Origin of the sequence: Nocardioides conyzicola (assembly GCF_039543825.1) — a bacterium.
Taxonomy (GTDB): domain Bacteria; phylum Actinomycetota; class Actinomycetes; order Propionibacteriales; family Nocardioidaceae; genus Nocardioides; species Nocardioides conyzicola.
This window is the reverse complement of the sequence record NZ_BAABKM010000002.1, coordinates 66006-90309: the sequence shown is the minus strand read 5'-3', so window position 1 is coordinate 90309 and position 24304 is coordinate 66006. Positions and strand designations below refer to the sequence as shown.

The window sequence follows — 24304 nt, the reverse complement described above, 5'->3', positions numbered from 1 at the left end:
GTACGGCGTGGCTCGGCACGCGCCAATGACACCGGGGGATTCATGAACAACACGCCGTGGCCGACGGTCGATCACACCTTTCTCGCCGCTCTGGAGAGTCGTACGCCCACGGCGTTCTCTCACGGGCTGACCGGCGACCCTCGCTTCTCGCTGGAGTCGATCGCCCTTCTCGGCGACGAGCTGGGGGCGGCGTCGATCTCGGCCGAGAAGGCGTCCAAGCCGCTGGTCTCCGCCGACGCGGGCGCCGCCAACGCGCTCGCCGTCGCCTCCGTCTCCGACCAGATCAGGTCGCTGGCCGCCAACGACTCGTGGTTCACCCTGCTCAACATCGAGCAGTCCGAGCCCTACCGGTTGCTCGTCGACCAGCTGCTCGAGGGGATGGCGGCGGACGCCGGCATCGACCCGGCCACCATGAAGCGCCGGATGGGCTTCGTCTTCGCGAGCTCGCCCGGCTCCGTCACGTCGGCCCACTTCGACATCGAGCACAGCTTCCTGCTCCAGCTCGAGGGGCACCGCACCCTGGGCTTCGGGAAGTTCGCTGACCGTGAGCAGCGCGAGCGGGAGATCCACCGCTACTGGAACGGGTCGTTCGGGCGGCTCGACACCCTCCCGGAGGAGATCGCCGAGTTCGAGCTCGCACCGGGCCGCGGTGCCTACATCCCGCCGTACACGCCGCACTGGCTCAACAACGGCGACAGCACGTCGCTGTCGTTGACGATCACCTTCTTCAACCGCAACAACGCGGACGAGTCGATGGTCCAGGCGTTCAACGAGAAGGTCCGCAAGCTCGGCATCACCCCGAAGGTGTACGGCGACGCTCCCGGCCGCGACCGCGCGAAGCTGGTCTTCATGCGCGCCTACGGCGCCGCCAAGCGCCGGATCAAGGGACCCGAGACCTCAGCCTCGCATTGAGCCGGCGGGCGGCGTCCTCGCCGGCGAGCAGGACCCGCGCCACGCCGCCGTGTGCGGCGCGGAGCCGCCCGATCGGACGGGTCGCGTCGGCGAACGAGGACTTGTAGCCCTCGCCCCCGCGCAGCAGGTCCACCTCGTGACACCCCGCGGCCACGGCGTCCTCGATGACGGCGACCAGCAGCACGTTGCCGGCGCCGTCGTGCTCGCGCTCCAGCGATCGGGCGACCTGGTAGAGGCTGAGCCGCCCTCCGAGGACGAAGGCGAAGCACACCGCGACGACCTGGTCGTTGGACGCCAGCACGTCGACGCGCGCCTCCCCAGCCGCGACGCCCGCGACCAGGGCCCGCTCGAGGGTGGGCAGCTCGGCGACGAGCGGACCGCGGCCCTCGCGCCCGGCGTGCAGCGAGCGGAAGGCGTCGAAGGCGCCCGGCAGGTCGGCGGCCTCGACCCGGCGGTGCTCGATCCCCAGGGCGGCCAGGCTCCTGGTCGCGCGACGCACGCTCCGGCGGAAGTTGGACGAGCGCCCGGCCAGGTAGGTGTCCGGGGCAGCGGGCAGGGACTGGTACGGCGCGACGTCCATCGGTGCGGCCGCGACGCCGACGGCCCTGGCGATCAGCGAGTCGTCGTCGACCCCGCGCAGGTCGAGGACCCGCTGTCCGGGGCCGCGGAACCAGGCCCCGACCGCCGCCGCCACCTCGGCCTCGGCGCCGGGCTCCGCGATCAGGTCCAGGTGGTCCGGGCACAGGACGGTCGGCCCGGGCGCCGTCAGGCGGCGTACGCCGAAGCGACGTCGGACACTCACGGCGAGGCCGCCGACCAGCCGATCGCCGTCCAGCACGAGGAGGTAGGTAGTGCTCTTGCTCACACGCTCGAGCCACCACGACCTCTGGAAAACAGAGGAGATCTCCTGGTTGGCCCCGATCGAGTCCCACGCGCCCCTGTGGTGACCGATCTGTGGCTGAATCACGACGGTGAGGGGTCGGGGGGCGTTCGCTCTCGTCTGACCCATGTCAATTCCTAGACTAGTGTCCCGGTCCACGGGACGGCGTCGGCGGCTCTCAGCCAAACGCAGCGTTTGAAGGCCGTAACACCGGGCAGGTGTTGTCCGTTAGGAAACGCGTTGACCTCTTCTCGGGTCCCACGCGGGCAGGTCGGCCAACCAACCCGCACATCCACAGGGGGACGTCAGGCATGCCCAAGGACCCGTCAACAACCACTGCGAAGCCCCGATCGGGCGACGCGTCGGTCGAGACTGCCACCGACCGCGCGCAGGCGATGCGCGCTCGACTCGGTGCCCAACGCGACGCCGAGGAGCTCCTCGTCGAAGCCAGCAAGCTGCGTGGAACCGCGGCAGAGGACGCCGATGTCATCGTCGCCGAGGCCGAGGCGCTGGCGGACCAGCTGCTCGCTGAAGCCCGCGCCGCCGCCGACCAGGTGACCGCCGACGCCATGGAGGCCGCGGCCAAGCTCGCCACCGAGGCCCAGGAGCGCGCCGACGGCATCCTGGCGCGCGCCTACTACGAGGCCGAGGACCTGCAGCGGCACACCGAGGAGGAGCGCGCTCGCATCCGCGAGGAAGTGATCTCCTCGACCCGCGCCGAGATCGAGGAGATCCGCACCCGCTCCGAGCACCTGCTCGAGACCGCCGAGGGCGGCCTCCGCCGGATCGGCCCGAGCCTGGAGAGCGCCGTCACGGCCGTCTCCGAGGTGCTGTCCTCGCTGGAGGAGCTTCGCGACGGACCCGCCGACCTCGTCGAGAGGCCGGCAGGGAAGCCGGTCGCGAAGACGCTCGCCCGGACCCCGTCACGGACGCCGTCACGGACCTCCGCAACGAGGTCGGTCCCCGAGCCCGAGGAGTCGGAGACCACCCTCGACGCCGAGGCGATGGTGGCCGAGGGGGCGCCGCCGTCCCGGCACGACGACCCCGAGGCTCGCCCGCTCGGGTGGCTCTTCCGCGCCTCCCAGGCGTGAGCGCCTGATGGCCAGGCGCATCGGCGCCGCGGTCCTCGTGCTCGTCCTCGTGGGGCTCAGTGCGGGTTGTTCCCAGCGCTCGACGCCCGACGACGGCGCAGCACCCGCCGCGGCAGCCGCCCGACCGATCCTGGTGACCCGGGACTGGGGCGTCGTCGACGGCATGCTCTCCGTGGTCGTGCGCAACACCAGCGACCGCACCCTCCGCAGCGCGACGGCGGTCATCACCGCCCGCGACCGCAACGACGTGCTCGTCTCGTCGTCGCTCGAGGACCCCAACGGGTGCTGTGCGGTGACAGAGCTGCCGCCCGGCCAGGAGTTCGGCTTCTACGTCGACGTCGGGGACACGGCGGCCGACATCAGCCGGGTCGACGTCGCCTACCGCGACGTCCGGTGGGCGACCGCAGCGAACAGCTCGCCGAGCCCGCTCGAGGCGAAGCCGGTCCGACTGGACGGCAACGGCCAGGGCGCGATTGCGATCGCCGAGGTCACGTCCTCCGTCCGGATGGTGCCCCAGGCCAGCGTGCAGGCCTTCCTGACGGACGCCGACGGCCAGTTCCTCGCGGTCGTCGCCGGACGGTGGTTCTGCTTCTCGAAGGGTCGGCACGAGATCCGGATGCAGCTCCAGCACCCGGTGCCGGCCGGCACGACGGTCGACAAGGTCCTCGTCCACCCGGTCACCGACGACCCGGACGGTACGGCGCTGAACTGCGCCGGGCGATGACCTCCCACGCCGTGACGGACGCGCTCGTCGCCGCGCCGCACTGGACCGTGGGCGACCGGCTGGCCGCGTTCGCCGTCCTGCTGCCCGCCCGGGTGGACGGCCCCGTGGTGCTGGCGCTGCCGGACGACCTGGCCCCGCACCTCCAGGCCGTCTATCCCGATGCGGTCGTGCTGACCGACGGGACCGGTGACCCGGGCTGGCCCGACCCCTCCCGCGTCGTCCGCTGGGACGGCGCGCACCCCCCGGTCGCGGCCGGGTCGGCCGACCTCGTCGTCGTCGACGGCCGGCGGTACGACGTGGCCGCGGTCGCGGCGCTCGCCGCCGAGGGCGGTGTCGTCGCGGTCCTGGGCGAGGCCGGCCCGTGGCTGCTCTACCCCAACGCGGAGGAGCCGGAGCTGGTCTGGCGGCGCTCCTGGCCGGTCCACATGCCCAGCGGCCCGGTGCCGTGGGTGCGGCGCTGGCTGGGCCTCACCGTCGGTCGCGGCGCCACGGTGCCCCGTGTCCTGGTCAGCGGCGACCGACCGACGCTGGTCGACGCGGTGCTCTCCGACCTGGAGACCGCGAGCGGCAGCGCCGGGGAGCTGGTCGGGCTGATCACCGCCGGCTGCGTCGTGCTGCGGGTGCGGACCGGCGACGGCGACGTCGCCGTCCGGCTGTCGTTGACGGACCCGGAGCGCGACCTCGACGTCGCCGCCCGGGTGCTGCGCGACGTGCCCGGCTCCGAGCGCTTCCTGTCTCGCGTCGTCGCGGCCGGCCGCACGTTCGGCCGCCCGTGGGTGGCGACCGAGTGGACACCGCGTCGGCGCGGACCGCTGACCTGGCCGTGGCCCCGCTCCTCCGACCAGTGGGCCGTGGCCGACGACCTCTCCGGCGTCCTCGCCGCCGAGGCGACCGGCCGGACCGACGCCGGCTGGGCGGACCGCTGGTGCTCCCACGCCCACGTCGTACCGAGCGAGGTCCGCGAGCGCTGGGCGGCCGAGATGGGCGTCCTCGACCGTGGCGTCCCCACCGGGTGGTGCCACGGCGACCTCTGGCCGGGCAACGTGCTCATCGACGGTGACGACAGCGTGGTCATCGACTGGGACAACGCCAGCGACGACGCCCCCCTCGGTCTCGACGCCCTGCTGGTGCACGGTCTCCGTGAGACCGCCGGCACCGCCGACCTCGTCACCGAGTCGCTCCTGCGTCTGGTCGACGCCCCGCTGCCGCTCGCGGCCGTGACGGTCGCCGGCCGGCCCTGGACCTCGTGGGACCGTCCGATGCGCCGTGCCCTCGCGCTCGCGGCGGTCGTCCTCTACCTGCGCAACCGCTCCCTGCACGACCTCGGTCAGGAGCAGCTCGACCGGCACCTCGCCGCGGCCGAGGACGCGAGCGTCCCCGCGCCGCAGCCCGCGCCTCCCAGCTCCGAGGCCGCGCGTACGGCGCGGGGCGCGCTGTGGCTGGCCACCAACGGCGTCGTCGTCAAGACCTCGCAGACCGTGGTGCTCCTCGCGCTGGCCGCGATGCTCGCCCCGTCGGCGCTCGGCGTGATCGCGCTGGGCACCCTCGTCGCCAACGTCTCGGCGGTCCTGACCAGCCTCGGCACCGCCAGCGCCCTCGTCTACTGGCGCGGCGACGTGCTCCGCGCCGCCCGCACCGCCGTCACCGTCGGCGTGGCGATGGGCGTCGGCATCGCCGCGGTGCTCTGGGTGGCCGCACCCTCGGTGGCCTCGGCTTTCCACGCGGCCGACGGGGGTGCCGCGGTGATCCGCGGGCTCACCGTCACGCTGCCGTTCCTGGCCGTCGCCGCGGTGACCAACGAGCTGCTGCGGCGCCGGCTCGCGTTCGTGCGCCGGATCATCCCCGACACGACCTCGTCGGTCGTCGGCGCGGTGGTGGCGATCGTGCTGGTGGCCGAGGGTCACGGCGTGATGGCCCTGGTGGTCGGCCAGATCGTCCAGGCCAGCCTGACGATGGTGCTCGGGTGGGTGGTCCACCCGCCGGTGCTCCCGGGCTGGAACGTCGAGGACGCCCGCGGCCTGCTCTCGTACGGCGGCCCCTACGCCGGCGCCAACCTGCTCGAGCTCGTGCAGCTCAACATCGACTACCTGATCGTCTCGCGGGTGCTGGGCGGCGAGGCGCTCGGCCAGTACTCGTTGGCCTTCCGGCTCGCGTTCATGCCCTACCTGATGGTCGTGGTGGTCATGGCCGGCGCCGCCTTCCCGTACCTCTGCCGCCAGCGCGGCGCCGACCTCGGCCGGGCGGCGGTCACCGTGATGACCGCGGCGCTGACGCTCGTCGCGCCGGTCTGCCTGGGTCTCGCGCTCTTCGCCGACGACCTCGTCCTGCTCGGCCACAAGTGGGAGCCCGGCGTGCCGGTCGTCGCGTGGCTCGCGCTCTACGCCGCCCTGCTGAGCGTCGGCCAGCTCGTGCAGACGACGCTGAACGCGGCCGGCCGTCCGAGCGTCTCCATGGCGCTGCGGCTGTGCCACCTCGTGCTGCTCGGCGGCGCGCTGCTGCTCCTCGCGCGGCACGGGATCACGGCGGTGGCGGTCGGTCAGGTCGTCGTGGCGGCCGTGATCGCCGTCGTCGCGCTGGCGCTCGCGCGGCTCCACGTCACCGGCTTCTCCTTGCGCCGCCTAGTCCTCTCGCTCCGTCCGGCACTCGCCGGCGCCGCCGCGATGGCCGTCGTGGTCCTGGTGCTCCGCCGGCTGCTCGGCCTCGAGGACCCGTCGCTGACCGGCCTCCTGGTCGTGGGCGCCATCGGGGTGGCGGCGTACGCCGCGACGGTCTGGGTCCTCGACCGCGACCACCTCCGCGAAGCCGGCAGGCTGATGAGGAGGACGTCGTGAGGGGCGCTGTGCGGATGCTCGGCACCGCTGCCCGACCGATCGCGACGGGCCTGCGGCGGCTGTCGGCCACCAACGGGCTCACGATCATCGGCTGGCACCGAGTCGACGGCGACAGCGACGGTCTCTCGACCGGGGTCGACGACTTCCGGCGTCACCTCGACGTGCTCGACGAGTGGGGCGCCACCGTGCTGCCGCTGGACGAGGCCGTGGCCGGGCTCGAGGCCGGGACGCTGCCGGACCGGGCCGTGGCGCTGACCTTCGACGACGGCTACGCGAGCGTGCTCGAGACGGCCTGGCCGATCCTGCTCGACCGCGGCCTGCCGGCCACGCTCTTCGCGGTGTCCCGGTGCCTGACCGACGACCTGCCCTTCGCCTGGGACGTGCACGAGCCCGAGCAGGCCCGGCTCCGCCTCGCCCGCGCGGACGAGCTGCTCGACGCGGCCTCCACGGGCCTCGACATCGGCTCCCACACCGTGAGCCACCCGTGGCTGCCGCGCCTGGACGCCGACGAGCTGAAGCGCGAGCTCGTCGACTCGCGGGTCGCCCTCGAGGAGCTGCTCGGCCGGACGGTGACCTCCCTGGCCTACCCGACCGGTGGGTGGAACCGCACGGTCCGTGCCGCCTCCGCCGACGCCGGCTACCGGATCGCGATCACCGTCGACCGCGGCCTCAACACCCGTCGTACGCCGCACCTCTCGCTGCGCCGGGCCTTCGTCCCGCCCGAGCCGGAGGACCTGCGGCTCATCCTCGACGGTGGCTACACGATGCTGCGCCCGCTCGACAGCTGGCGCCGGCGTGAGGGGCCGTCATGGTGACGGCGACGTCGCTCGCACCGGCGGGCCGGTCGACGGCTACCTGGACGGTCGCCGTGCCGCTCCTGGCGGCCGCCGGGTTCGGCGTGCTCGCCGGGCTCGCACCGGTGCCGGTGCTGGCCGGCCTCGCCGCCCTGGTGGTGGCCGCGGCCGTCATCTTCCGGCTGGAGTGGCTGGCGCTCACGCTGGTGGCGGTGTCGCTCTTCGAGGACTACGCGGCCCACGTCGGACCGGGCGTGTCCAAGGGGCTTGCGATCCTGCTGGTCCTGGCCTGGGTGGTGCGGCGGTGCCACGGCCGCCTCCACGACGAGCCCCGGAGCCCGGTGCTGGTCGCCGCGATGGCGTTCGTCGTCGTGCTCCTGCTCGCGACGGCCCTGCACAACAACGGTGCGCACGGAGTCGCCATCGTGCTGCGCTACGCCGGCTTCATCGCGGTGCTGCTGGTCCTGGCCGAGGCGATGCGCGGGGGACTGCGGCCCGAGCGGGTCGCCCAGGTCTACGTGCTGGCCTCCGCGGCCGCGGCGGTCTGCGGGCTGCTGACCTTCGCGGTCGGCGCGGACCGGCGGGTCGGTGGCCCCATCGGGGACCCCAACGACTTCGCGTTCTTCCTGCTCCCGGCCATCGCGCTCGGCCTCGCGGTGCGCGGTACGACGCGGCGCCGCTGGCCCTGGGACGTCGCGACCGTGGTGGTGCTGGTCGCCGTCCTCGGCACCCTGTCGCGCGGAGCGCTCGTCGGCCTGTCCGCGATGGCGGTCGTCGCGGTGGTTGCCGGCGTGATCCGGCTGCGCGGTGCCGTCGCCCTCGCCGCGGCGGTCGCTGCGGCCGCGGGGCTGGTCGCCCTGGCGTTCCCCGCCCTGGTGTCGGTGAGCCTGCACCAGAAGGACTTCGTCGCCCAGCAGAACATCTCCGAGCGGCTCCAGCTCTGGACGGCCGCCGCGGACATGACCGCCCATCACCCGGTCCTCGGGATGGGGCCGGGCGCGTTCGCGCTCGTCCACGGCGAGTACATGACCTCCCTGCCCGACGACGTCAACCATCCGCTCGACGTCGCGCACAACACCTGGCTCGAGCTCTCGAGCGAGCTCGGGCTGCTCGGCCTCCTCGCCTTCGTCGGGCTGCTCGCCGTCGCCTTCGCGCAGGCGTGGTCGGTCTGGCGGCGCCACCGCGACCCCGTGGCCGCCGCCGTCTGCATGGGACTGGTCGGCACGGCCGCCGCGGCGACCTTCGTGACGGAGCAGTACTACCTGCCGATGTGGCTGCTGTGCGCGCTCGCCGTCGGCGTGACCGCCCGGAGGGCCGCCACGTGACGCGGATCGTGCAGGTCACCACCCAGACGTCCGGCGGGCCGGCCGAGCACGCCGTCGACGTCGCGGTCGGGCTGGCCGCACGCGGCCACGACAGCCACGTCGTCGGTCCGCGGACCCCGCGGTCCGACGCGGCGACCGCCGCCGGCGTCACCTGGCACGACGTGCCCGTCGTCTCGAAGCGCGACCTCCGCGGCGGTGTCGCGAGCGCCCGCCGGCTGCGCGCGCTGCGTCCCGACGTCGTCCACCTCCAGGACCGGCGTGCGGGCTGGCTCGGGCGTGCCCTCGCCCCGACGCTGCGGGCCCGCCAGGGTCGGACCGGCGTCGTCTACACCCTGCACGGCGTCGCCGACGGCCTGTCCGACCTCGTCGCCGGCAACGCCCGGGCCGCGGAGCGGCGCCGCCGGGACGGTTGGTACTACCTCACCGGCGAGCGCGCGATCACCCGCTGGGGCCGTGGCCGCGTGGTCGTGCCGAGTGCCGCCGTCGCGGCGTACGCCGTCGAGCACGTCGGGCTGCCCCCCGGGATCGTCGACGTCGTGCCCAACGGCGTCGACCCGCGCCGGTTCGGGGGTCATCGATCGACGACCGGGGACCCGGTCGCCGTCTGGGTCGGCGTCCTGGCCCCGGTGAAGCGGGTGGACCTCTTGCTCGACGCCGTCGCCGCGGTGCCGCGCCTGCGCCTGCTCGTCGTGGGCGACGGGCCCTTGCGCGGCGAGGTCGAGCGACGGTGCGAGGCATCGGACCTGGCCGGGCGCGTGGAGCTGGCCGGTTGGGTCGACGACCCGGCCGCGTCGCTCGCGTCCGCGGACCTCTACGCCCTCACCTCCGACGCCGAGAACTGCCCGCTGTCCCTGCTCGAGGCCATGGCCACCGGGCTGCCCGTCGTCGCGACCACCGTCGGCGGGGTGCCTGAGGTCGTCCGCGACGGCGTGGATGGGCTCCTCTGCCCGGCCGGCGACGTCGGGGCCGTCGCCGGCGCGCTGGGGCGCCTGACCGCCGAGCCGTACCTCCGGACGATGTTCGGCGCGGCCGCCCGCGAGCGGATCCTCGACGGCTACACCCTCGACCACTGCGTCGACGGACTGCTCGCCACCTATGCCGCGAGCCGGGGCGGTGCCTGATGCGCGCGCTGACCGTGATCGCGGAGATGGGCACCGGCGGGGCCGAGAGCGTCGTCGCCGACCTCGCCGGCCACCTGGTCGCCACCGGCCACGAGGCCTGCGTCGCCAGCAACGGCGGCTGGCGCGCCGATGCGCTCGCCGCCGACGGAGTCGCGACCCTCGCCGTACCTCTCCGGGCCAGTGGCCCGGCCCGCCTCGGCTGCGCCGTCGCCCGGATCCGGCGCGAGACCGCGGCGCGTCCGGTCGACGTCGTGCACGCCCACAACGTCCGGGCCAGCGTCGCCGCGCACCTCGGCACCCGCGCCGCCCGGCGGTCGCGGCCGCCGCTGGTCACCACCGTTCACGGGCTCGCGGACGGCGACTACGCCCGGGCGGTCAAGGTGCTCGCGGTCAGCGACCTGGTCGTCGCCGTCTCCGACGACGTCGCCGAGCGCCTGGTCGCGGGAGGGCTGGACGAGGCACGGCTGAGGGTCGTGGAGAACGCCGTGCCGCCCGCACCGTCGAGGGCCGGCGCGCGCGACGAGGTACGCCGGGAGCTCGGCCTCGACCCGTCGTCGTCGGTCGCGCTGTGCGTGGCCCGCCTGGCCACCCCGAAGCGGGTCGACCTGCTCCTCGAGGCGTGGGCCGACGTGCCGGACGCCGTCCTGCTCGTCGTCGGCGACGGCGCGGACCGCGAGGCGCTCGTCCGCCGGGCGGCACCGCTCGGGCAGCGGGTGCGGTTCCTCGGCGAGCGGCACGACGTGGCCCGGCTGCTGCCGGCCGCCGACCTGCTCGTGCTGCCCAGCGACCGCGAGGGACTGCCGATGGCGGTGCTCGAGGCGCTGGCCGCCGGGGTGCCCGTGGTCGCGAGCGCCGTCGGCGGGATCCCGCAGCTCGGGGCCGACGTCGTCGAGCTGGTCGCGCCCCGGCGCGCGGACGCCCTGGCGGTCGGCGTACGCCGGCTGCTGGACGACCCGGCTCGCCGGGCCGCGCAGGCCGCGGCCGGGCGCACCCTCGTGGGCCGCAGGTTCTCGTCGGCGCGGATGCAGGCCGAGTACGCCGATCTCTACCAGGACGCAATCAATAGGGGGCGCACGACGACCGTAACTGAATCGTGATCAGGCAGTTGAAACGTTTGTACTCAGGGTGGGCAGCCGATCGCTGCAGCCCTGTGACGGTCGGGCTCGGGAGGCCACGACCCGGTGGGAAAACTTCTCGCCGGCGATGGCAGTGCATAGCGGGGGAGCATGGAAGCGAAGTACGTCGTACAGGCAGTGTTGCGCCACAAGACGTTGGTGGCGGCGATCATCATCGTCACCCTGGGCGCCGCGGGGGTGGGTCTCTGGCTGGCGCCCAAGACCTACAACTCCGCGGCCACGCTCTCGGTCGCAGCGGCACCGGGATCCACGGCTCAGATCGAGGACCTCGACGCGCTGCGCAGCAGCGTCGGCGAGCTCGCCAACTCCCAGGACGTCGTCGCCCAGGTCTCGGAGCGGCTGGACGGGGCGCGCAGCCCCGGGGAGCTCCGCGACTCGATCAGCGGCAAGTGGGTGCAGGGCACGGTCCTCGTGGAGATCTCGGTCTCGGACTCCGACGCGAAGATGGCCGCCAAGATCGCCAACACGGTGGCCGAGGTGCTGCCGCTCTACGACCTCAGCGAGGGCGGCCTCGTCTTCACGACGAGCAACCCGGCACAGACCCCCACGACCTTCTCCAGCCCCAGCCTGCTGCTCGCCGCCGGGGTCTCGGTCGCGCTCGCGCTGCTGCTCTCGGTCTGCGGGGCGTTGCTCCGCGAGCGCCGCACGGTCGGCCTGGGTGACGCCGCCGACGTCGAGCACCTGGTCGACGCCCCCGTGCTCGGGACCCTCGCGTCGCCGAAGGACCCGACGACGCTGCCGGCGCTCTACCCGGGCACCGCGGCCGCCGACGTGTTCCGGCACCTGCGGATCCGGCTCGAAGCGGAGGCGAGCGCCGACCCGGTGAGCCTGCTGGTCGTGGCCGGCGTCGTCGGTGGCGAGGTCAGCGTCTGGCTCGGCGCCAACCTCGCGGTCTCCCTCGCCAACGTCCACCGACGGGTCCTGCTCGTCGACGGACGGGTGGGCGGCCAGGAGAGCAGCCCGATCGCCGCACCCGGCACCCTCGGTCTGTACGACGTGCTCACCGGCGCCGACCTCGGTGACGCCCTCAGCCCCGGACCGGTCGACAACCTGACCGTCCTCCCCGCAGGGGACTGGGGCGGTGAGTCCGCCGAGTCGCTGCTCGAGACGCGGTTCGCCAAGGTGATGATCCAGGCGACCGAGCGCTTCGACATCGTCGTGGTGCTCGCCCCGTCGCTCAGCGCCTGCGAGGACGCCCGCATCATGGCGGCCGGTGGCTCCCTGGTGCTGGCGATCCCGGAGCGCGGCGTGACCCGGTCGGCGCTGCGGCGCCACGTCGAGGACATCCGGGCCGTCGGGGTACGGCTGCTCGGCGTGACCGTGATCGGCAAGCGGGCCGACCGGCTGCTCCGCAGCTGAGGTCCGCCTAGCGAGACACGCCTCAGGACACGCGTGCGTGGCCGTGCGGCCACGCACGCCAGGCCGACGCGACCATCTCGTCGAGGCCGTGCTCGGCACTCCAGTCGAGGTCGGCACGGATCCGGCCGGGGTCGGCGACCACGGACGCCGGGTCGCCCGGCCTGCGGCTCACGACCTCGGCGTCCGTGGTCCGGCCGGTCGCCCGCCGGATCTCCGAGACGACCTCCGAGACCGAGGAGCCGTGACCGGTGCCGACGTTGAACTCGCGGTGCGACGTCGTGCCGTAGCCGGCTGAGCCGACGTGCTCCAGGGCGGCGATGTGCGCCCGGGCCAGGTCCTGGACGTGCACGTAGTCACGCAGGCAGGTCCCGTCGGGGGTGTCGTAGTCGGCGCCGAAGATCTGCGGCCGCTGACCGGCGACGACCGCCCGCAGGACCAGGGGGATCAGGTTGGTGGCGGCCGGGTCGCCGAGCTCGGGCGTGGCAGCGCCGGCGACGTTGAAGTAGCGCAGCGCCGTCCACCGCAGGTCCCAGGCCTCGCCCGCCGCCCGGCACATCCACTCGCCGACCAGCTTCGTCTGGCCGTAGGGGCTGACCGGCTGGCACGGGTCGTCCTCGCGGACCGGACGGCCGCCGGTGGCGACGTCGCCGTACACGGCCGCCGAGGACGAGAAGACGAGCTCCCGGACCTCGGCGCGCTCCATCGCCAGCAAGACGTTGGCGAGGCCGCCGACGTTCTGCTGGTAGTACCAGGCCGGCCGCTGCACGGACTCTCCCACCTGCTTGCGCGCGGCCAGGTGGACCACCGCGTCGACGCCGCGGGTGCTCATGACCTCCTGCAGCCGCCCAGGAGCGGACTGGTCCGCCAGGTCCAGGACGACCACCTCGTGACCACGGACCCGGTCGGCGCTGCCGGAGGAGAGGTCGTCGACGACGACCACCTCGGTGCGCTGCTCGAGCTCGCGCACGACGTGGGAGCCGATGTAGCCGGCACCACCCGTCACCAGGACGGTCACCGGCGAGCCCCGGCCCGCGGCGAGGTGAGCGCCATCGGCTCCAGACCCATCAGCACATCGCCGGTGCCGCGGCCCCGGTGGTACTGACGCATCGTCAGGCGGGCCACGTCGCGGGCGGACGAGTTGACGTCGTGGTGGGCCGCGACGTGCTCCTGCGCGACGGCACCCTCGCGGTCGGCGAGGTCGGGGTCCAGGAGCCGGTCCGCGATGCCGTCGGCCAGGGCGTCGACGTCGCCGATCTCGACGATCAGCCCACCGCCGCGGGGCATCGACTCGGCCATCCCCTCGACGGCGGTCGCGACGACGCTGCGGCCCGACGCCATCGCCTCGAGCGGCGCGACGGCCATCCCCTCCCAGTGGGACGGGGCGGCGATCACGTCGGCGGCGGCGAACCAGGTGTCGACGTCGGAGCGGACCCCGACCAGGTCGACGTCGCGGCGGCCCGCCGTACGCGCCTCGAGGACGGCCCGGTCCGGCCCGTCGCCGACGAGCACGAGGTGGGCGTCCGGGACGCGTTCACGGACGCCGGCCCAGGCGTCGAGCAGGTCGTGCTGACCCTTCTGCTCCGCGAGCCGGCCGACGCAGACGACCGTCGGGACGTCGGCGAGGCCGAGCCGGCGCCGTGCCTGGGTGCGCTCGAGCCGGGCCGCGGGGCGGAACCGCTCGAGGTCGACGCCGTTGGGCGAGATGGTGGTGGCGGTGGAGATGCCGACCAGCTCGGCGACGGCACGCTCGCTGCGGCTCACGCAGACCAGCTCGGTGGTCCAGCGCTGCGCGAACCGCTCCCAGGAGGTCGTGGCCCGTCGCATCGGGCCCCGGACGGCCTGGAACGACCAGGCGTGCGGCTGGTAGATCGTCGGCACGACGCCGCGCAGCAGCAGCCGCCCGACCATCCCGGCCTTCGCGCTGTGCAGGTGGACGACGTCGGGACGGGTGTTGTTGACGATCCGACGCAGCCGGCGGATCTCGCGCACGACGCTCGGGCCCGGGTTGCGGGTGGCCTCCCACCGCACGACGTCCGCCCCGCAGGATCGCGCGGCCTCGGCGAGCCAGCCCGAGCTGGGGCACGCGACGGTGACCCGCCACCCCCGGGCGACCTGGTCGCGGACGTAGCCCATGAGCACGTTGGCGACGCCCTCGGTGGTCGGCATGGACACGTGCAGCACGTGCGGGGTCACCGGCTCCACGGCGCCGGACGGTGCCGGCAGCTCGGGAGCGGCGGGCGCCGCCGGCAGGTGCAGCATCGGCGCGCGGGTGTCGGGGGAGTGCCGGATGATCGCGAGGACGGTGCGGCACATGATCTTGAGGTCGGTCCAGAGCGACCAGTTCTCGATGTAGTAGTTGTCGAACCGCACCCGGGCGTCGATCGAGGTGTCGCCGCGCAGGTCGTGCACCTGCGCCCAGCCGGTCAGGCCGGTCTGGACGCGGTGCCGCTCGTCGTACCGCACGGTGGCCTTGGAGAACTCCCGCACGAAGAACGGGCGCTCCGGGCGCGGTCCGACCAGGCTCATGTCGCCGCGCAGCACGTTGATCAGCTGGGGCAGCTCGTCGAGGCTGGTGCGCCGCAGGAGGCGGCCGACCGGGCCGAGCCGGTCGTCGTGGTCGATCGACCACTGGGTGGCGCTCTCCGCGGTGTTGAGCGGCTTGAGCGAGCGGAACTTGAAGAGCGTGAACGGCCGGCCGGCGCGTCCGACCCGGGTCTGCTTGAAGATGACGCCCGGTCCGGTCTCGAGGCGTACGGCGACCGCGCAGGCCAGCAGCACCGGCGAGAGCAGCAGCAGGGCGATGCCGGACAGGACGACGTCGACGGCACGCTTGGCGAGCATCGAGTGCGGCCGCAGGCCCCAGCGACGCAGGCGCATCACGGCGACGTCGCCGATGACCTCGGTGCGCCGGTGGTGGTCGAGACCCATCATCTCGAAGAAGCGCGGGACCACGAAGACCTGGTGGTCGGCCTGCACGCAGCGGCGGACGAGCTCGATCATCTTGTCGTCGGGCGGCTCGGGGAAGGCGAAGATGACGTCGTCGACGCCGAGGGCGGCCATCGCCTGCTCCAGCGCGTCGGTCTCGCCGAGCAGCGGGACCGGCAGGTCGCGGGAGGTGAGGTCGGCCGAGGTGTCGATGATCCCGACGGGTCGCAGGCCGAGCTCCTCGCGGTGCAGGAACGTGCCGGCCAGCCGCTGCCCCACGGCACCCGCGCCGACGATGATCACCGGGTGCGCGCTGCGTCCGCTGCGCCGCTGGTGGTGGGCGAGGGCGTAGACGCTCGAGCGGAGCAGGACCATCAGCACCAGGGTGGCGGCGCCGAAGACGGCGATCGTGGTGATCGCGACGGCCGAGGTCAGTGCGGCCAGCATGAGCGCCGCGCCGCCCGCTGCGAGGGCGAGCCGGGGCAGGTCCTCGACCACGGAGAGCACGAGGCGCGAGCGGTGCAGGTCGGACCCGCGGCAGACGAGGGCGGCGGCCAGCGCTGCGCCGGCGAGGGCCAGGGGATCGGCCGACTCGTGGACCAGCAGGCCCGCGATCACGACCGCGATCGGGTCGATCAGGGTGAGTGCCGGGCGGATGCTCCTGAGCCACGGAAGTACGTCGATCAGTCCTGCGCGCACGCGGTCGTCCCCCAGGTGGTGCTTGATGTGATGCCCGAGAGGCGTTGCTGCCCACGGTCAGGCTTCCCTGACGAGGCGGACTGAAACGCTCTATTGACGTGCGCCACGTCTCGGTGGCAGCGAGAATCGGGGCATGCCCTCGATCGTCTCCGTCAACGTCGGCACCCCTCGCGCGGCGGAGTGGGCCGAGATCGGTCGGACGTCGATCGCGAAGCACGCCGTGACGGGCGCCGTCCACGTGGGGCTGCTCGGCATCGACGGCGACCAGGTCTCGGACCGCCGGCACCACGGTGGGATCGACCAGGCGGTGTACGCCTTCGCCCGCGAGGACCTGGACTGGTGGGCCGGAGAGCTCGGGCAGGAGATCCCGGACGGGCAGTTCGGCGAGAACCTCACCACGCTGGGGATCGACGTCAACGAGGCCGAGATCGGTGAGCGCTGGCAGGTCGGCGAGGCGCTCCTCGAGGTGCGCTCCGTCCGCACGCCGTGCAACGACTTCAAGAACTGGATGGGTCTCAGCGGCTACGACAACGCCGCGTGGGTCAGGCGGTTCGCCCAGGTCGGCCGCCCCGGCCCGTACCTGAAGGTGCTGGGGGAGGGGGCGATCCGGGCCGGCGACGAGCTGTCGGTCATCTACGAGCCCGGGCACGGCGTGACCGTGTCGATGATGTACCGGGCGATCAGCACGGAGCCGGCGCTGCTGCCGCGGCTGCTCGACGTACCGGATCTGCTGCCGAAGGCGCGGGCGAGGGCCGAACAGTACGTCGCCGCCGCCGGAGCGGGTCGGCCGAGATGAACTTCACCCTTGCTACCCGTGAGTTGCGTGAGTGATCTAGGTTACTCGTCAACCTAGTTCATCTCGGCCGCCCAGCAGGAGTGAGAATGACCGCCCAGGCCAGTCCCAGTCCATCGATCGACGCCAGCTTCGTCGATCACCTGACCCCGAACGTCGCGGTGCAGTTCCTCGACCGCGTCGCCGCATCCGCCGACCACGAGGCCTACCGCTTCCCCCGCGGTGAGACCTGGGAGTCGGTCACCTGGCGCCAGGCGGGCGACACCGTCGAGCGCCTCGCCGCCGGCCTGCTCTCGCTCGGGATCGAGTCCGAGCAGCGCGTCGGCATCGCGGCGGCGACCCGCTACGAGTGGATCCTCGCCGACCTCGCCGTGATGTGCGCCGGCGGTGCGACCACCACCGTCTACCCGACGACCAACGCCGAGGACACGACGTACATCCTCTCCGACGCGGAGTGCCGCGTCGTGTTCGCCGAGGACGACGAGCAGGTCGCCAAGCTCACCGCCAACAAGGCCGAGCTGCCGCACGTCGTCAAGGTGGTGACCTTCGACGGCGCGACCGACGGCGACTGGGTCATCGGCCTCGACGACCTGGCCGAGCTGGGCGACGCCTACCTCGCCGAGCACCCCGGCGTCGTCGAGGAGACCGCGAAGGCGATCTCGCCCGACGCGCTCGCGACGCTGATCTACACCTCCGGCACTACCGGCCGGCCCAAGGGCGTGCGGCTGCTGCACCGCGCGTGGGTCTACGAGGGCACCGCGATCCAGGTCCAGAACATCCTCGACGAGAGCGACCTGCAGTTCCTGTGGCTGCCGATGGCCCACTCGTTCGGCAAGGTGCTGCTGTCCGCGCAGCTCGCCTGCGGCTTCGCGACGGCGATCGACGGCCGCGTCGACAAGATCGTGGAGAACCTCGGCATCGTGAAGCCGACGTTCATGGGTGCCGCCCCGCGCATCTTCGAGAAGGCGTACGCCCGGATCGTGACGATGCAGGCCGCCGAGGGCGGGGTGAAGGAGAAGCTCTTCCTCAAGGCCTTCCAGGTCGGCATCAAGGTCGACGGGCTCAAGCGCGACGGCAAGAAGGTCCCGCTGCTGCTGGCGCTGCAGAAGGACCTCTTCGACAAGCTGGTCTTCAGCAAGGTGCGCGAGCGCTTCGGGGGACGGGTGCGGTTCTTCATCTCCGGCTCCGCCGCGCTCAACGCCGAGATCGCGGCGTGGTTCCACGCCGCGGGCATCCTCATCCTCGAGGGCTACGGCATGACCGAGAACGCCGCCGGCGCCACGGTCAACCACCCCGACGACTACAAGATGGGCACCGTCGGCCCCGCGCTGCCGGGCGCCGAGGTCAAGATCGGCGAGAACGACGAGGTCATGCTGCGCGGGCCGCACATCATGGCGGGCTACCACAACCTCCCCGAGGAGACCGCGAAGACGCTGACGTCCGACGGGTGGCTGCACACCGGCGACAAGGGCAGCCTCGACGCCGACGGCTTCCTCACCATCACCGGCCGGATCAAGGAGCTCTTCAAGACCTCCGGCGGCAAGTACGTCGCGCCGCCGGCGATCGAGTCGAAGTTCAAGGCGATCTGTCCCTACGTCAGCCAGTTCCTGGTCTTCGGCAGCGAGCGCAACTTCGTGAGCGCGCTGATCACCCTCGACCCGGACGCGATGGCGGGCTGGGCGGACGAGAACGGCCAGGGCGGCAAGGACTACACCGAGGTTGTGAAGTCCGACGCGGTCCACAAGATGGTCGGCGACTACGTCGAGGAGCTCAACGGCAAGCTCAACCGCTGGGAGACCATCAAGAAGTGGGAGATCCTCGACCACGACCTGACGATCGAGTCCGGTGAGCTCACCCCCTCGATGAAGGTCAAGCGCAACGTCGTCGAGGACAACAACAAGGACCTGATCGACTCGTTCTACAGCTGATCTGATCGCCGAGTCGGCGCCAGTTGACCCGACTCGGCGTTTGGCCACCCCGGCGTTGACTCGTTCGAACATGTGTTCGATCATGAGGTGTGGTCGTTCGTGTCGATACCCCCGGAGCAGCCGTCCAGACGGTGGAGCAGCTGCGCACCCGGATGGCGCGGATGCAGGACGGCCCGCCGTCGTCGATGCCGCTGGCCACGCACCCGGCGCTGGCCGGTCTGGTGCAGCTGCGGGCGGGAGCCAGCTACTCCGTCGACAGCGCGACCCTGGCGATGGCACTGCTGGCCGGTCCGTCGCAGGCGGGCGGCTGGTGCGCGGCCGTGGGCGTCTCCGACTTCGGGGCCGAGGCGGCCGTCGCGCTCGGCATCGACCTCGACCGGACCGTGCTGGTGCCCGACCCCGGCGAGCAGTGGCTCGAGGTGGCCGCCGCCCTGGTCGACGTCGCGACCATCGTGCTGGTCCGCCCCCAGGGCCGGGTCACCCCGTCGGCCGCCGACAAGCTCGCCGCGCGGCTCCGCAAGCGCGGCGCGGCGCTCGTCGCCCTGGAGAGCACGCCGGGCGAGTGGCCGCGCTGCGAGGTGCGGCTGACCGCGACCGAGCCCGCCTGGACCGGTCTCGGCCGGGGCCACGGCCACCTCCGCTCCCGGCGGCTGGTCGTCGAGGCACGCAGGGGTACGGCGCCGCCGCGGCGCGGTGCGCTCTGGCTCCCGGCCGAGGACCAGACCTACCGACCGGTCGAGCCCGCCGCCGTACCCGTCGTGGAGTCGGGGGTGGCCTAGTGCGCGTCATGGTCGTCTGGTGCCCGGACTGGCCGGTGGTCGCCGCGCTGGCCGACGAGGGCCTGCCCACCCACCTGCCGGCTGCGGTCTTCCACGCCAACCTCGTGCAGGCGAGCAACGCCGCCTCCCGCGCCCTCGGCGTACGCCGGGGGATGCGGCGTCGGGACGCGCAGTCCCGGTGCCCCGAGCTGAAGGTCTACGCGGCGACGCCCGAGCGGGACGCCCGGACGTTCGAGACGGTGCTGGCCGCGGTCGAGGAGCAGCACCCCGGGGTGGCCCCGTTGCGCCCGGGGATGGCCGCGCTGCGCGCCCCTGCGCGGGTCCGCGGCGGTGAGCCGGCCGCGGCAGCCGTGCTCGCCGAGCGCCTGGTCGGGCTCGGGGTCTGGGACTCCCGGGTGGGGGTCGCCGACGAGCTGTTCACCGCCGAGCAGGCGGCCCGGCGCGCCAGCGCGCAGGACTGCCACGTCATCGCACCGGGGGAGTCGGTGGCGTTCCTGCGCGAGCTGCCGGTCGACGTGATCGAGGACTCCGTAGAGGGCAGGGAGGCGATCAGCCTGCTCAAGCGCCTCGGCCTGCGCAGCCTCGGCGACCTCGCCGACCTGCCGGCCGCCGCCGTGCGCGACCGGTTCGGCAGCAAGGTCGCGTGGGTGCACCGGGTGGTGGGCGGTGCGGGCGCCACGCCCCTCACCACCCGCACCCCGCCGCCCGAGCTGGCCCGGCACGTCGACTTCGAGCCCCCGCTCGACAACGCCGAGACGATCAGCTTCAGCGTCCGGCAGACCGCCGACCGGGTGGTCGCCGGGCTGGCCGCCCAGCAGCTGGTCTGCACCGAGGTGCGGATCGAGGCGTTCTGCGAGGGCACGTCGTACGACGACCCCTCGTCGGCGCGCGAGTGGCTGCACCCGCGGTGGTTCACCGCCGCCGACCTGGTCGACCGGCTGCACTGGCAGCTGCAGGGTGGGTTCAGAGGTGGCGACATCCGGGCGCCGATCAACCGGGTGCTGTTCACGCCGGTGACCGTCGTGCCCGACGCGGTGCACGCCGACGGGCTCTGGGGTGGCACCGACGAACGCGTGCAGCGCGGCATCGCCCGGGTCCAGGGCATGCTCGGCCACGAGGCGGTCGTCGTCCCCGTGCTCCAGGGCGGCCGGGCCCCGGCCGACCGCCAGACGCTGGTGCCGTGGGGCGAGCGGCCGACCGGGCTGCGGCCGGCCGCGCACCCGTGGCCGGGCAGCATCCCGCCGCCGGCGCCCGCCCGGGTCTTCTCCAGCCCCTGGCCCGCGGAGGTCGTCGCCGGCAGCGGACGACCGGTCGCGGTCGACGCGCGTGGCGCGGTGCTCGGCGAGCCGGCCCGGTTCCGGCCCGAACCCCGCGGCGGGTGGCACCCCGTCGCGTCCTGGGCCGGGCCGTGGGCGGTCGAGGAGCTCTGGTGGGAGCCGGGCGCGAGGCGGGTCGCCCGCTTCCAGGTCGTCGGCGTCGACGGGCGGGCCTGGCTGATGACCTGGGAGGCCCCCGGGTCCTGGTGGACCGAAGCTGCGTACGACTGATGGGCTGGAACAACCCCGCGAACATGTCCTGGGGCGAGCTGGAGAAGCGGCTCTCCGGCCGGGTCGTCACTCCGCAGGACCCCGAGGCGCCGATCTCGCAGCGCAAGCGCAAGCGCGAGAAGGTCGAGATCGAGCGACCGACCGGCCCGGTCACGCCGTACGCTGAGCTGCACTGCCACTCCAACTTCAGCTTCCTCGACGGCGCGAGCGGCCCCGACAAGCTGGTGCTGGAGGCACTCCGGCTCGGCCTGCACGCGCTGGCGATCACCGACCACGACGGGTTCTACGGCGCGCCTCTCTTCGCCGAGACTGCTCAGCTCCACGGTGGCCTCCGGACGATCTACGGGTCCGAGCTCTCCCTCGGGCTCACCGGCGCGCAGAACGGCGTCGCCGACCCCGAGGGCAGCCACCTGCTCGTGCTGGCCCGTGGCGTCGAGGGCTACCACCGGCTGGCCGGCGCGATCACCGACGCGCAGCTGCGCGGTGACGAGAAGGGTCGTCCCGTCTACGACCTCGCCGAGCTGGGGGAGCGGTCCGAGGGGCACTGGCTGGTCCTCACCGGCTGCCGCAAGGGCGCGGTCCGTCAGGCGCTGACCCGGGGCCCGTCGTACGCCGTCGCAGAGCTGGACCGGCTGACCGCGCTCTTCGGGCGTGAGCACGTCGTGGTCGAGCTGACCGACCGGGGCCACCCGACCGACAGCCACGACAACGACCTGCTGGCCGCGATCGCCGCCGAGCGCGGTATGCCGGTCGTCGCCACCAACAACGTCCACCACGCGCGGCCCGACGGGCACCGGCTGGCCGGGGCGATGGCGGCGGTCCGCGCCCGGCGCAGCCTCGCCGAGATGGACGGCTGGCTGCCCGCGGCGGGCGCCGCCTGCCTGCGCTCCGGGGAGGAGATGGCGCGTCGCTTCGCCCGTTATGACGGGGCGGTCGCCCGCACGGTGACGATCGCCGACGAGATCGCCTTCGACCTGCAGAAGGCCACCCCGCGGCTGCCGAAGTCCGTGCCGGAGGGGCACACCCAGATGAGCTGGCTGCGGGAGCTGACGGAGCGCGGCTTCGCCCAGCGCTACGCCGGCACCGACCTCGAGGAGGACGCCCGGGAGAAGGTCGACCACGAGCTGCGGGTGATCGAGGAGAAGGACTTCGCCGGCTACTTCGTGATCGTCCACGACATCGTCGCCTTCGCCCGCAGCAAGCGGATCCTCTACCAGGGCCGGGGGTCCGCCGCCAGCTCGGCGGTCTGCTACGCCCTCGGCATCACCGCGATCGACCCGGTCTTCTACCAGCTGCCCTTCGAGCGGTTCATCTCCCAGCACCGCGACGAGGAGCCCGACATCGACGTCGACTTCGACTCCGACCGGCGCGAGGAGGTGATCCAGTGGGTCTACGACAAGTACGGCCGGCACAACGCCGCGCAGGTCGCCAACGTCGTCGGCTACCGGCCCAAGATGGCGGTCCGCGACGCGGCCAAGGCGCTGGGTCACTCCCCGGGGCAGCAGGACGCCTGGTCCAAGCAGATCACCAGCTGGACCCAGGTCGCTGTCGACGGCCAGGGAGAGGGGGAGCACGGCGTACCCGCTGCGGTGGTGGAGCTCGCCAACCAGTTCCTCGGGGCACCGCGCCACCTCGGCATCCACTCCGGCGGGATGGTGCTCACCGAGCGGCCGATCGGCGAGGTGGTGCCGATCGAGCGGGCGCGGATGGAGAAGCGCACGGTGCTGCAGTGGGACAAGGACGCGTGCGAGTTCATGGGGCTGGTGAAGTTCGACCTGCTCGGGCTCGGGATGCTCGGCGCGCTCGACCACATGATGCGCATCGTCGAGGAGCACCTGGGGGAGCGCTGGGAGCTGGAGACGATCCCCAAGGAGGAGCCGGCCGTCTACGACATGCTCTGCCGGGCCGACTCGATCGGCGTCTTCCAGGTGGAGAGCCGGGCCCAGATCGGCACCCTGCCGCGGCTGCAGCCGCGCGCCTTCTACGACCTGGCGATCGAGATCGCGCTGATCCGTCCCGGCCCGATCCAGGGTGGCGCGGTGCATCCCTACGTACGCCGGGCCACCGGCCGCGAGGAGGTCACCTACGCCCACCCGTCGCTCGAGCCGGTGCTGGCGCGCACCCTCGGCGTACCCCTCTTCCAGGAGCAGCTGATGGACATGGCGCGCACCCTCGGCGACTGCACCCGCGACGAGGCCGACCTGCTGCGCCGGGCGATGGGCTCCAAGCGCGGGGTCGAGCGGATCGAGTCGATCAAGGAGAAGCTCTACTCGGGGATGGCGAGGAAGGGACTGGTCGGTGCGGAGGCCGACGCGATCTACCTGAAGATCCTGTCCTTCGCCAACTTCGGCTTCGCCGAGAGCCACTCCCTCTCCTTCGCCAAGCTCGTCTACGCGAGCTCATGGTGCAAGCTGCACTACCCGGCGGCGTTCCTGGCCGCGCTGCTGCGCAACCAGCCGATGGGGTTCTACTCACCGCAGTCGCTGGTGCACGACGCCCGCCGCCACGGCGTCGAGGTGCTGCGTCCCGACCTGTCGCTCTCGGGTGCGGTGGCCGACCTCGAGGGCAGTGGGCGGCCGACGGGACTCGACGCGTGCCGGCACGACGGCGTACGCACCGACTGGGTGCCGGGCACGCCCGATCCCACGCCGGAGCACCGGCGCGACACCGGGTACGCCGTACGCCTCGGCCTGGACTCGGTCCGGGGGATCGGCAAGGCGGTGGCCGAGCGGATCGTGGCGGCCCGGGCGGAGCGGCCGTTCGCCGACCAGGTGGACCTGTCGCGGCGGGCCGGGCTCGACGCCAGGCAGCTCGAGGCGCTGGCGACGGCGGGGGTCTTCGACGGGACCGGGCTGTCGCGGCGGCAGGCGCTCTGGAACGCTGGCTGGACCGAGAGCGAGGAGCACCTCGAGGGGATCCGGGTGAGCGAGGCGGCGCCGATGCTGCCCGACATGGACCTCGTCGAGACCACGATGGCCGACCTGTGGGCGACCGGGATCACCCCGGACATCCATCCGGTCGCCCTGCTGCGCGACCGGCTGCGGGCGGCCGGGATCAAGTCGGTCGCCGACACCGCGACCGCCGAGGCCGGACGGCGGGTGCACGTGGCGGGCCTGGTGACCCACCGGCAGCGACCGGGAACGGCGGGGGGCGTCACGTTCCTCAACCTCGAGGACGAGACCGGGATGCTCAACGTGATCTGCACGGTCGGCGTCTGGCGGCGCCACCGGTCGGTGGCGACCGGCTCGGCGGGGATGGTGATCCGCGGGATGCTCGAGCGGCAGGACGGCGTCACCAACCTGGTCGCCGACCGGCTCGGCCCGATCGAGGAGGTGCATCCCGAGGCGGGCGCGGCGCTCCGCGCGCGGCACCGGTCCCGCGACTTCCAGTGACGGCTCACCGGCGACCCACAGCGGGACCCTCGCCGGTTGAGTGGGGACTTGTGATCGTCGATTCGGGA

The 24304-nt window shown here is 73.3% G+C and carries 17 protein-coding genes; 14 read left to right on the top strand and 3 right to left on the bottom strand.

Features of this window, described 5'->3' with window-relative positions; translation table 11 throughout:
* Positions 1-42 precede the first annotated feature (42 nt).
* Positions 43-912 carry a JmjC domain-containing protein gene (locus ABEA34_RS03425; protein WP_345519295.1) on the top strand — a complete coding sequence of 290 codons (870 nt, stop codon included), beginning with the start codon at positions 43-45 and terminating at the stop codon, positions 910-912.
* Here the strand turns inward: ABEA34_RS03425 and ABEA34_RS03420 are convergent.
* Positions 881-1777 carry a GNAT family N-acetyltransferase gene (locus tag ABEA34_RS03420; protein ID WP_345519293.1) on the bottom strand — a complete coding sequence of 299 codons (897 nt, stop codon included), beginning with the start codon at positions 1775-1777 and terminating at the stop codon, positions 881-883. The genes ABEA34_RS03425 and ABEA34_RS03420 overlap by 32 nt on opposite strands.
* Before the next feature lie 410 nt (positions 1778-2187).
* Here ABEA34_RS03420 and ABEA34_RS03415 point away from each other — a divergent pair, with 410 nt between their 5' ends.
* The 8 genes from ABEA34_RS03415 to ABEA34_RS03380 all read left to right on the top strand — a co-directional run bounded on the left by ABEA34_RS03415 (position 2188) and on the right by ABEA34_RS03380 (position 12173).
* Complete coding sequence (locus tag ABEA34_RS03415; RefSeq protein ID WP_345519291.1) at positions 2188-2883, top strand: SPFH domain-containing protein; 696 nt, start codon at positions 2188-2190, stop codon at positions 2881-2883.
* 7 nt (positions 2884-2890) lie between these two features.
* Positions 2891-3607, top strand: a complete 717-nt coding sequence (locus ABEA34_RS03410) for a hypothetical protein (RefSeq protein ID WP_345519289.1) — start codon at positions 2891-2893, stop codon at positions 3605-3607.
* Entirely contained in the window at positions 3604-6438 is a 2835-nt protein-coding gene (locus ABEA34_RS03405) for an oligosaccharide flippase family protein (protein ID WP_345519287.1), read from the top strand. Before ABEA34_RS03410 ends, ABEA34_RS03405 begins: the two co-directional genes overlap by 4 nt.
* Positions 6435-7253, top strand: coding sequence for a polysaccharide deacetylase family protein (locus tag ABEA34_RS03400; protein WP_345519285.1), 819 nt, complete (start codon positions 6435-6437; stop codon positions 7251-7253). The genes ABEA34_RS03405 and ABEA34_RS03400 overlap by 4 nt, the downstream gene beginning before the upstream one ends.
* On the top strand, positions 7247-8557 hold the full coding sequence (locus ABEA34_RS03395) for an O-antigen ligase family protein (protein ID WP_345519283.1): 1311 nt from the start codon (positions 7247-7249) through the stop codon (positions 8555-8557). The genes ABEA34_RS03400 and ABEA34_RS03395 overlap by 7 nt, the downstream gene beginning before the upstream one ends.
* Complete coding sequence (locus tag ABEA34_RS03390; RefSeq protein WP_345519281.1) at positions 8554-9678, top strand: glycosyltransferase family 4 protein; 1125 nt, start codon at positions 8554-8556, stop codon at positions 9676-9678. The genes ABEA34_RS03395 and ABEA34_RS03390 overlap by 4 nt, the downstream gene beginning before the upstream one ends.
* Positions 9678-10775 (top strand): glycosyltransferase family 4 protein, encoded by a 1098-nt coding sequence (locus tag ABEA34_RS03385; RefSeq protein WP_345519279.1) that lies wholly within the window; start codon positions 9678-9680, stop codon positions 10773-10775. Before ABEA34_RS03390 ends, ABEA34_RS03385 begins: the two co-directional genes overlap by 1 nt.
* Positions 10776-10904: 129 nt before the next feature.
* On the top strand, positions 10905-12173 hold the full coding sequence (locus ABEA34_RS03380; protein WP_345519277.1) for a hypothetical protein: 1269 nt from the start codon (positions 10905-10907) through the stop codon (positions 12171-12173).
* A 22-nt stretch (positions 12174-12195) separates the two neighbouring features.
* Here the strand turns inward: ABEA34_RS03380 and galE are convergent, their stop codons facing one another.
* Positions 12196-13188, bottom strand: coding sequence for a UDP-glucose 4-epimerase GalE (gene galE, locus ABEA34_RS03375; RefSeq protein ID WP_345519275.1), 993 nt, complete (start codon positions 13186-13188; stop codon positions 12196-12198).
* Entirely contained in the window at positions 13185-15797 is a 2613-nt protein-coding gene (locus tag ABEA34_RS03370; protein WP_345519273.1) for an exopolysaccharide biosynthesis polyprenyl glycosylphosphotransferase, read from the bottom strand. The genes galE and ABEA34_RS03370 overlap by 4 nt, the downstream gene beginning before the upstream one ends.
* Positions 15798-15930: 133 nt before the next feature.
* Between ABEA34_RS03370 and ABEA34_RS03365 the strand changes: the two genes are divergently transcribed.
* The 5 genes from ABEA34_RS03365 to ABEA34_RS03345 all read left to right on the top strand — a co-directional run bounded on the left by ABEA34_RS03365 (position 15931) and on the right by ABEA34_RS03345 (position 24236).
* Positions 15931-16593 carry an MOSC domain-containing protein gene (locus ABEA34_RS03365; protein ID WP_345519271.1) on the top strand — a complete coding sequence of 221 codons (663 nt, stop codon included), beginning with the start codon at positions 15931-15933 and terminating at the stop codon, positions 16591-16593.
* Between the two features lie 86 nt (positions 16594-16679).
* On the top strand, positions 16680-18518 hold the full coding sequence (locus tag ABEA34_RS03360) for an AMP-dependent synthetase/ligase (protein ID WP_345519269.1): 1839 nt from the start codon (positions 16680-16682) through the stop codon (positions 18516-18518).
* Between the two features lie 131 nt (positions 18519-18649).
* Positions 18650-19297 (top strand): P-loop NTPase family protein, encoded by a 648-nt coding sequence (locus ABEA34_RS03355; RefSeq protein WP_345519267.1) that lies wholly within the window; start codon positions 18650-18652, stop codon positions 19295-19297.
* 8 nt (positions 19298-19305) lie between these two features.
* Complete coding sequence (locus ABEA34_RS03350) at positions 19306-20844, top strand: DNA polymerase Y family protein (protein ID WP_345522754.1); 1539 nt, start codon at positions 19306-19308, stop codon at positions 20842-20844.
* The gene (locus ABEA34_RS03345) at positions 20844-24236 is read left to right on the top strand and encodes an error-prone DNA polymerase (protein WP_345522753.1); all 3393 of its coding nucleotides are present in this window, start codon (positions 20844-20846) and stop codon (positions 24234-24236) included. Before ABEA34_RS03350 ends, ABEA34_RS03345 begins: the two co-directional genes overlap by 1 nt.
* Positions 24237-24304 lie beyond the last annotated feature (68 nt).

Bases quoted from the DNA above. Each gene is read 5' to 3' on its own strand.
- ABEA34_RS03415 (WP_345519291.1), top strand. From the start codon at position 2,188: ATGCGCGCTCGACTCGGTGCCCAACGCGACGCCGAGGAGCTCCTCGTC.
- ABEA34_RS03360 (WP_345519269.1), top strand. From the start codon at position 16,680: ATGACCGCCCAGGCCAGTCCCAGTCCATCGATCGACGCCAGCTTCGTC.
- ABEA34_RS03350 (WP_345522754.1), top strand. From the start codon at position 19,306: ATGGTCGTCTGGTGCCCGGACTGGCCGGTGGTCGCCGCGCTGGCCGAC.
- ABEA34_RS03385 (WP_345519279.1), top strand. From the start codon at position 9,678: ATGCGCGCGCTGACCGTGATCGCGGAGATGGGCACCGGCGGGGCCGAG.
- ABEA34_RS03365 (WP_345519271.1), top strand. From the start codon at position 15,931: ATGCCCTCGATCGTCTCCGTCAACGTCGGCACCCCTCGCGCGGCGGAG.
- ABEA34_RS03405 (WP_345519287.1), top strand. From the start codon at position 3,604: ATGACCTCCCACGCCGTGACGGACGCGCTCGTCGCCGCGCCGCACTGG.
- ABEA34_RS03380 (WP_345519277.1), top strand. From the start codon at position 10,905: ATGGAAGCGAAGTACGTCGTACAGGCAGTGTTGCGCCACAAGACGTTG.
- ABEA34_RS03410 (WP_345519289.1), top strand. From the start codon at position 2,891: ATGGCCAGGCGCATCGGCGCCGCGGTCCTCGTGCTCGTCCTCGTGGGG.
- ABEA34_RS03345 (WP_345522753.1), top strand. From the start codon at position 20,844: ATGGGCTGGAACAACCCCGCGAACATGTCCTGGGGCGAGCTGGAGAAG.
- ABEA34_RS03425 (WP_345519295.1), top strand. From the start codon at position 43: ATGAACAACACGCCGTGGCCGACGGTCGATCACACCTTTCTCGCCGCT.
- ABEA34_RS03395 (WP_345519283.1), top strand. From the start codon at position 7,247: ATGGTGACGGCGACGTCGCTCGCACCGGCGGGCCGGTCGACGGCTACC.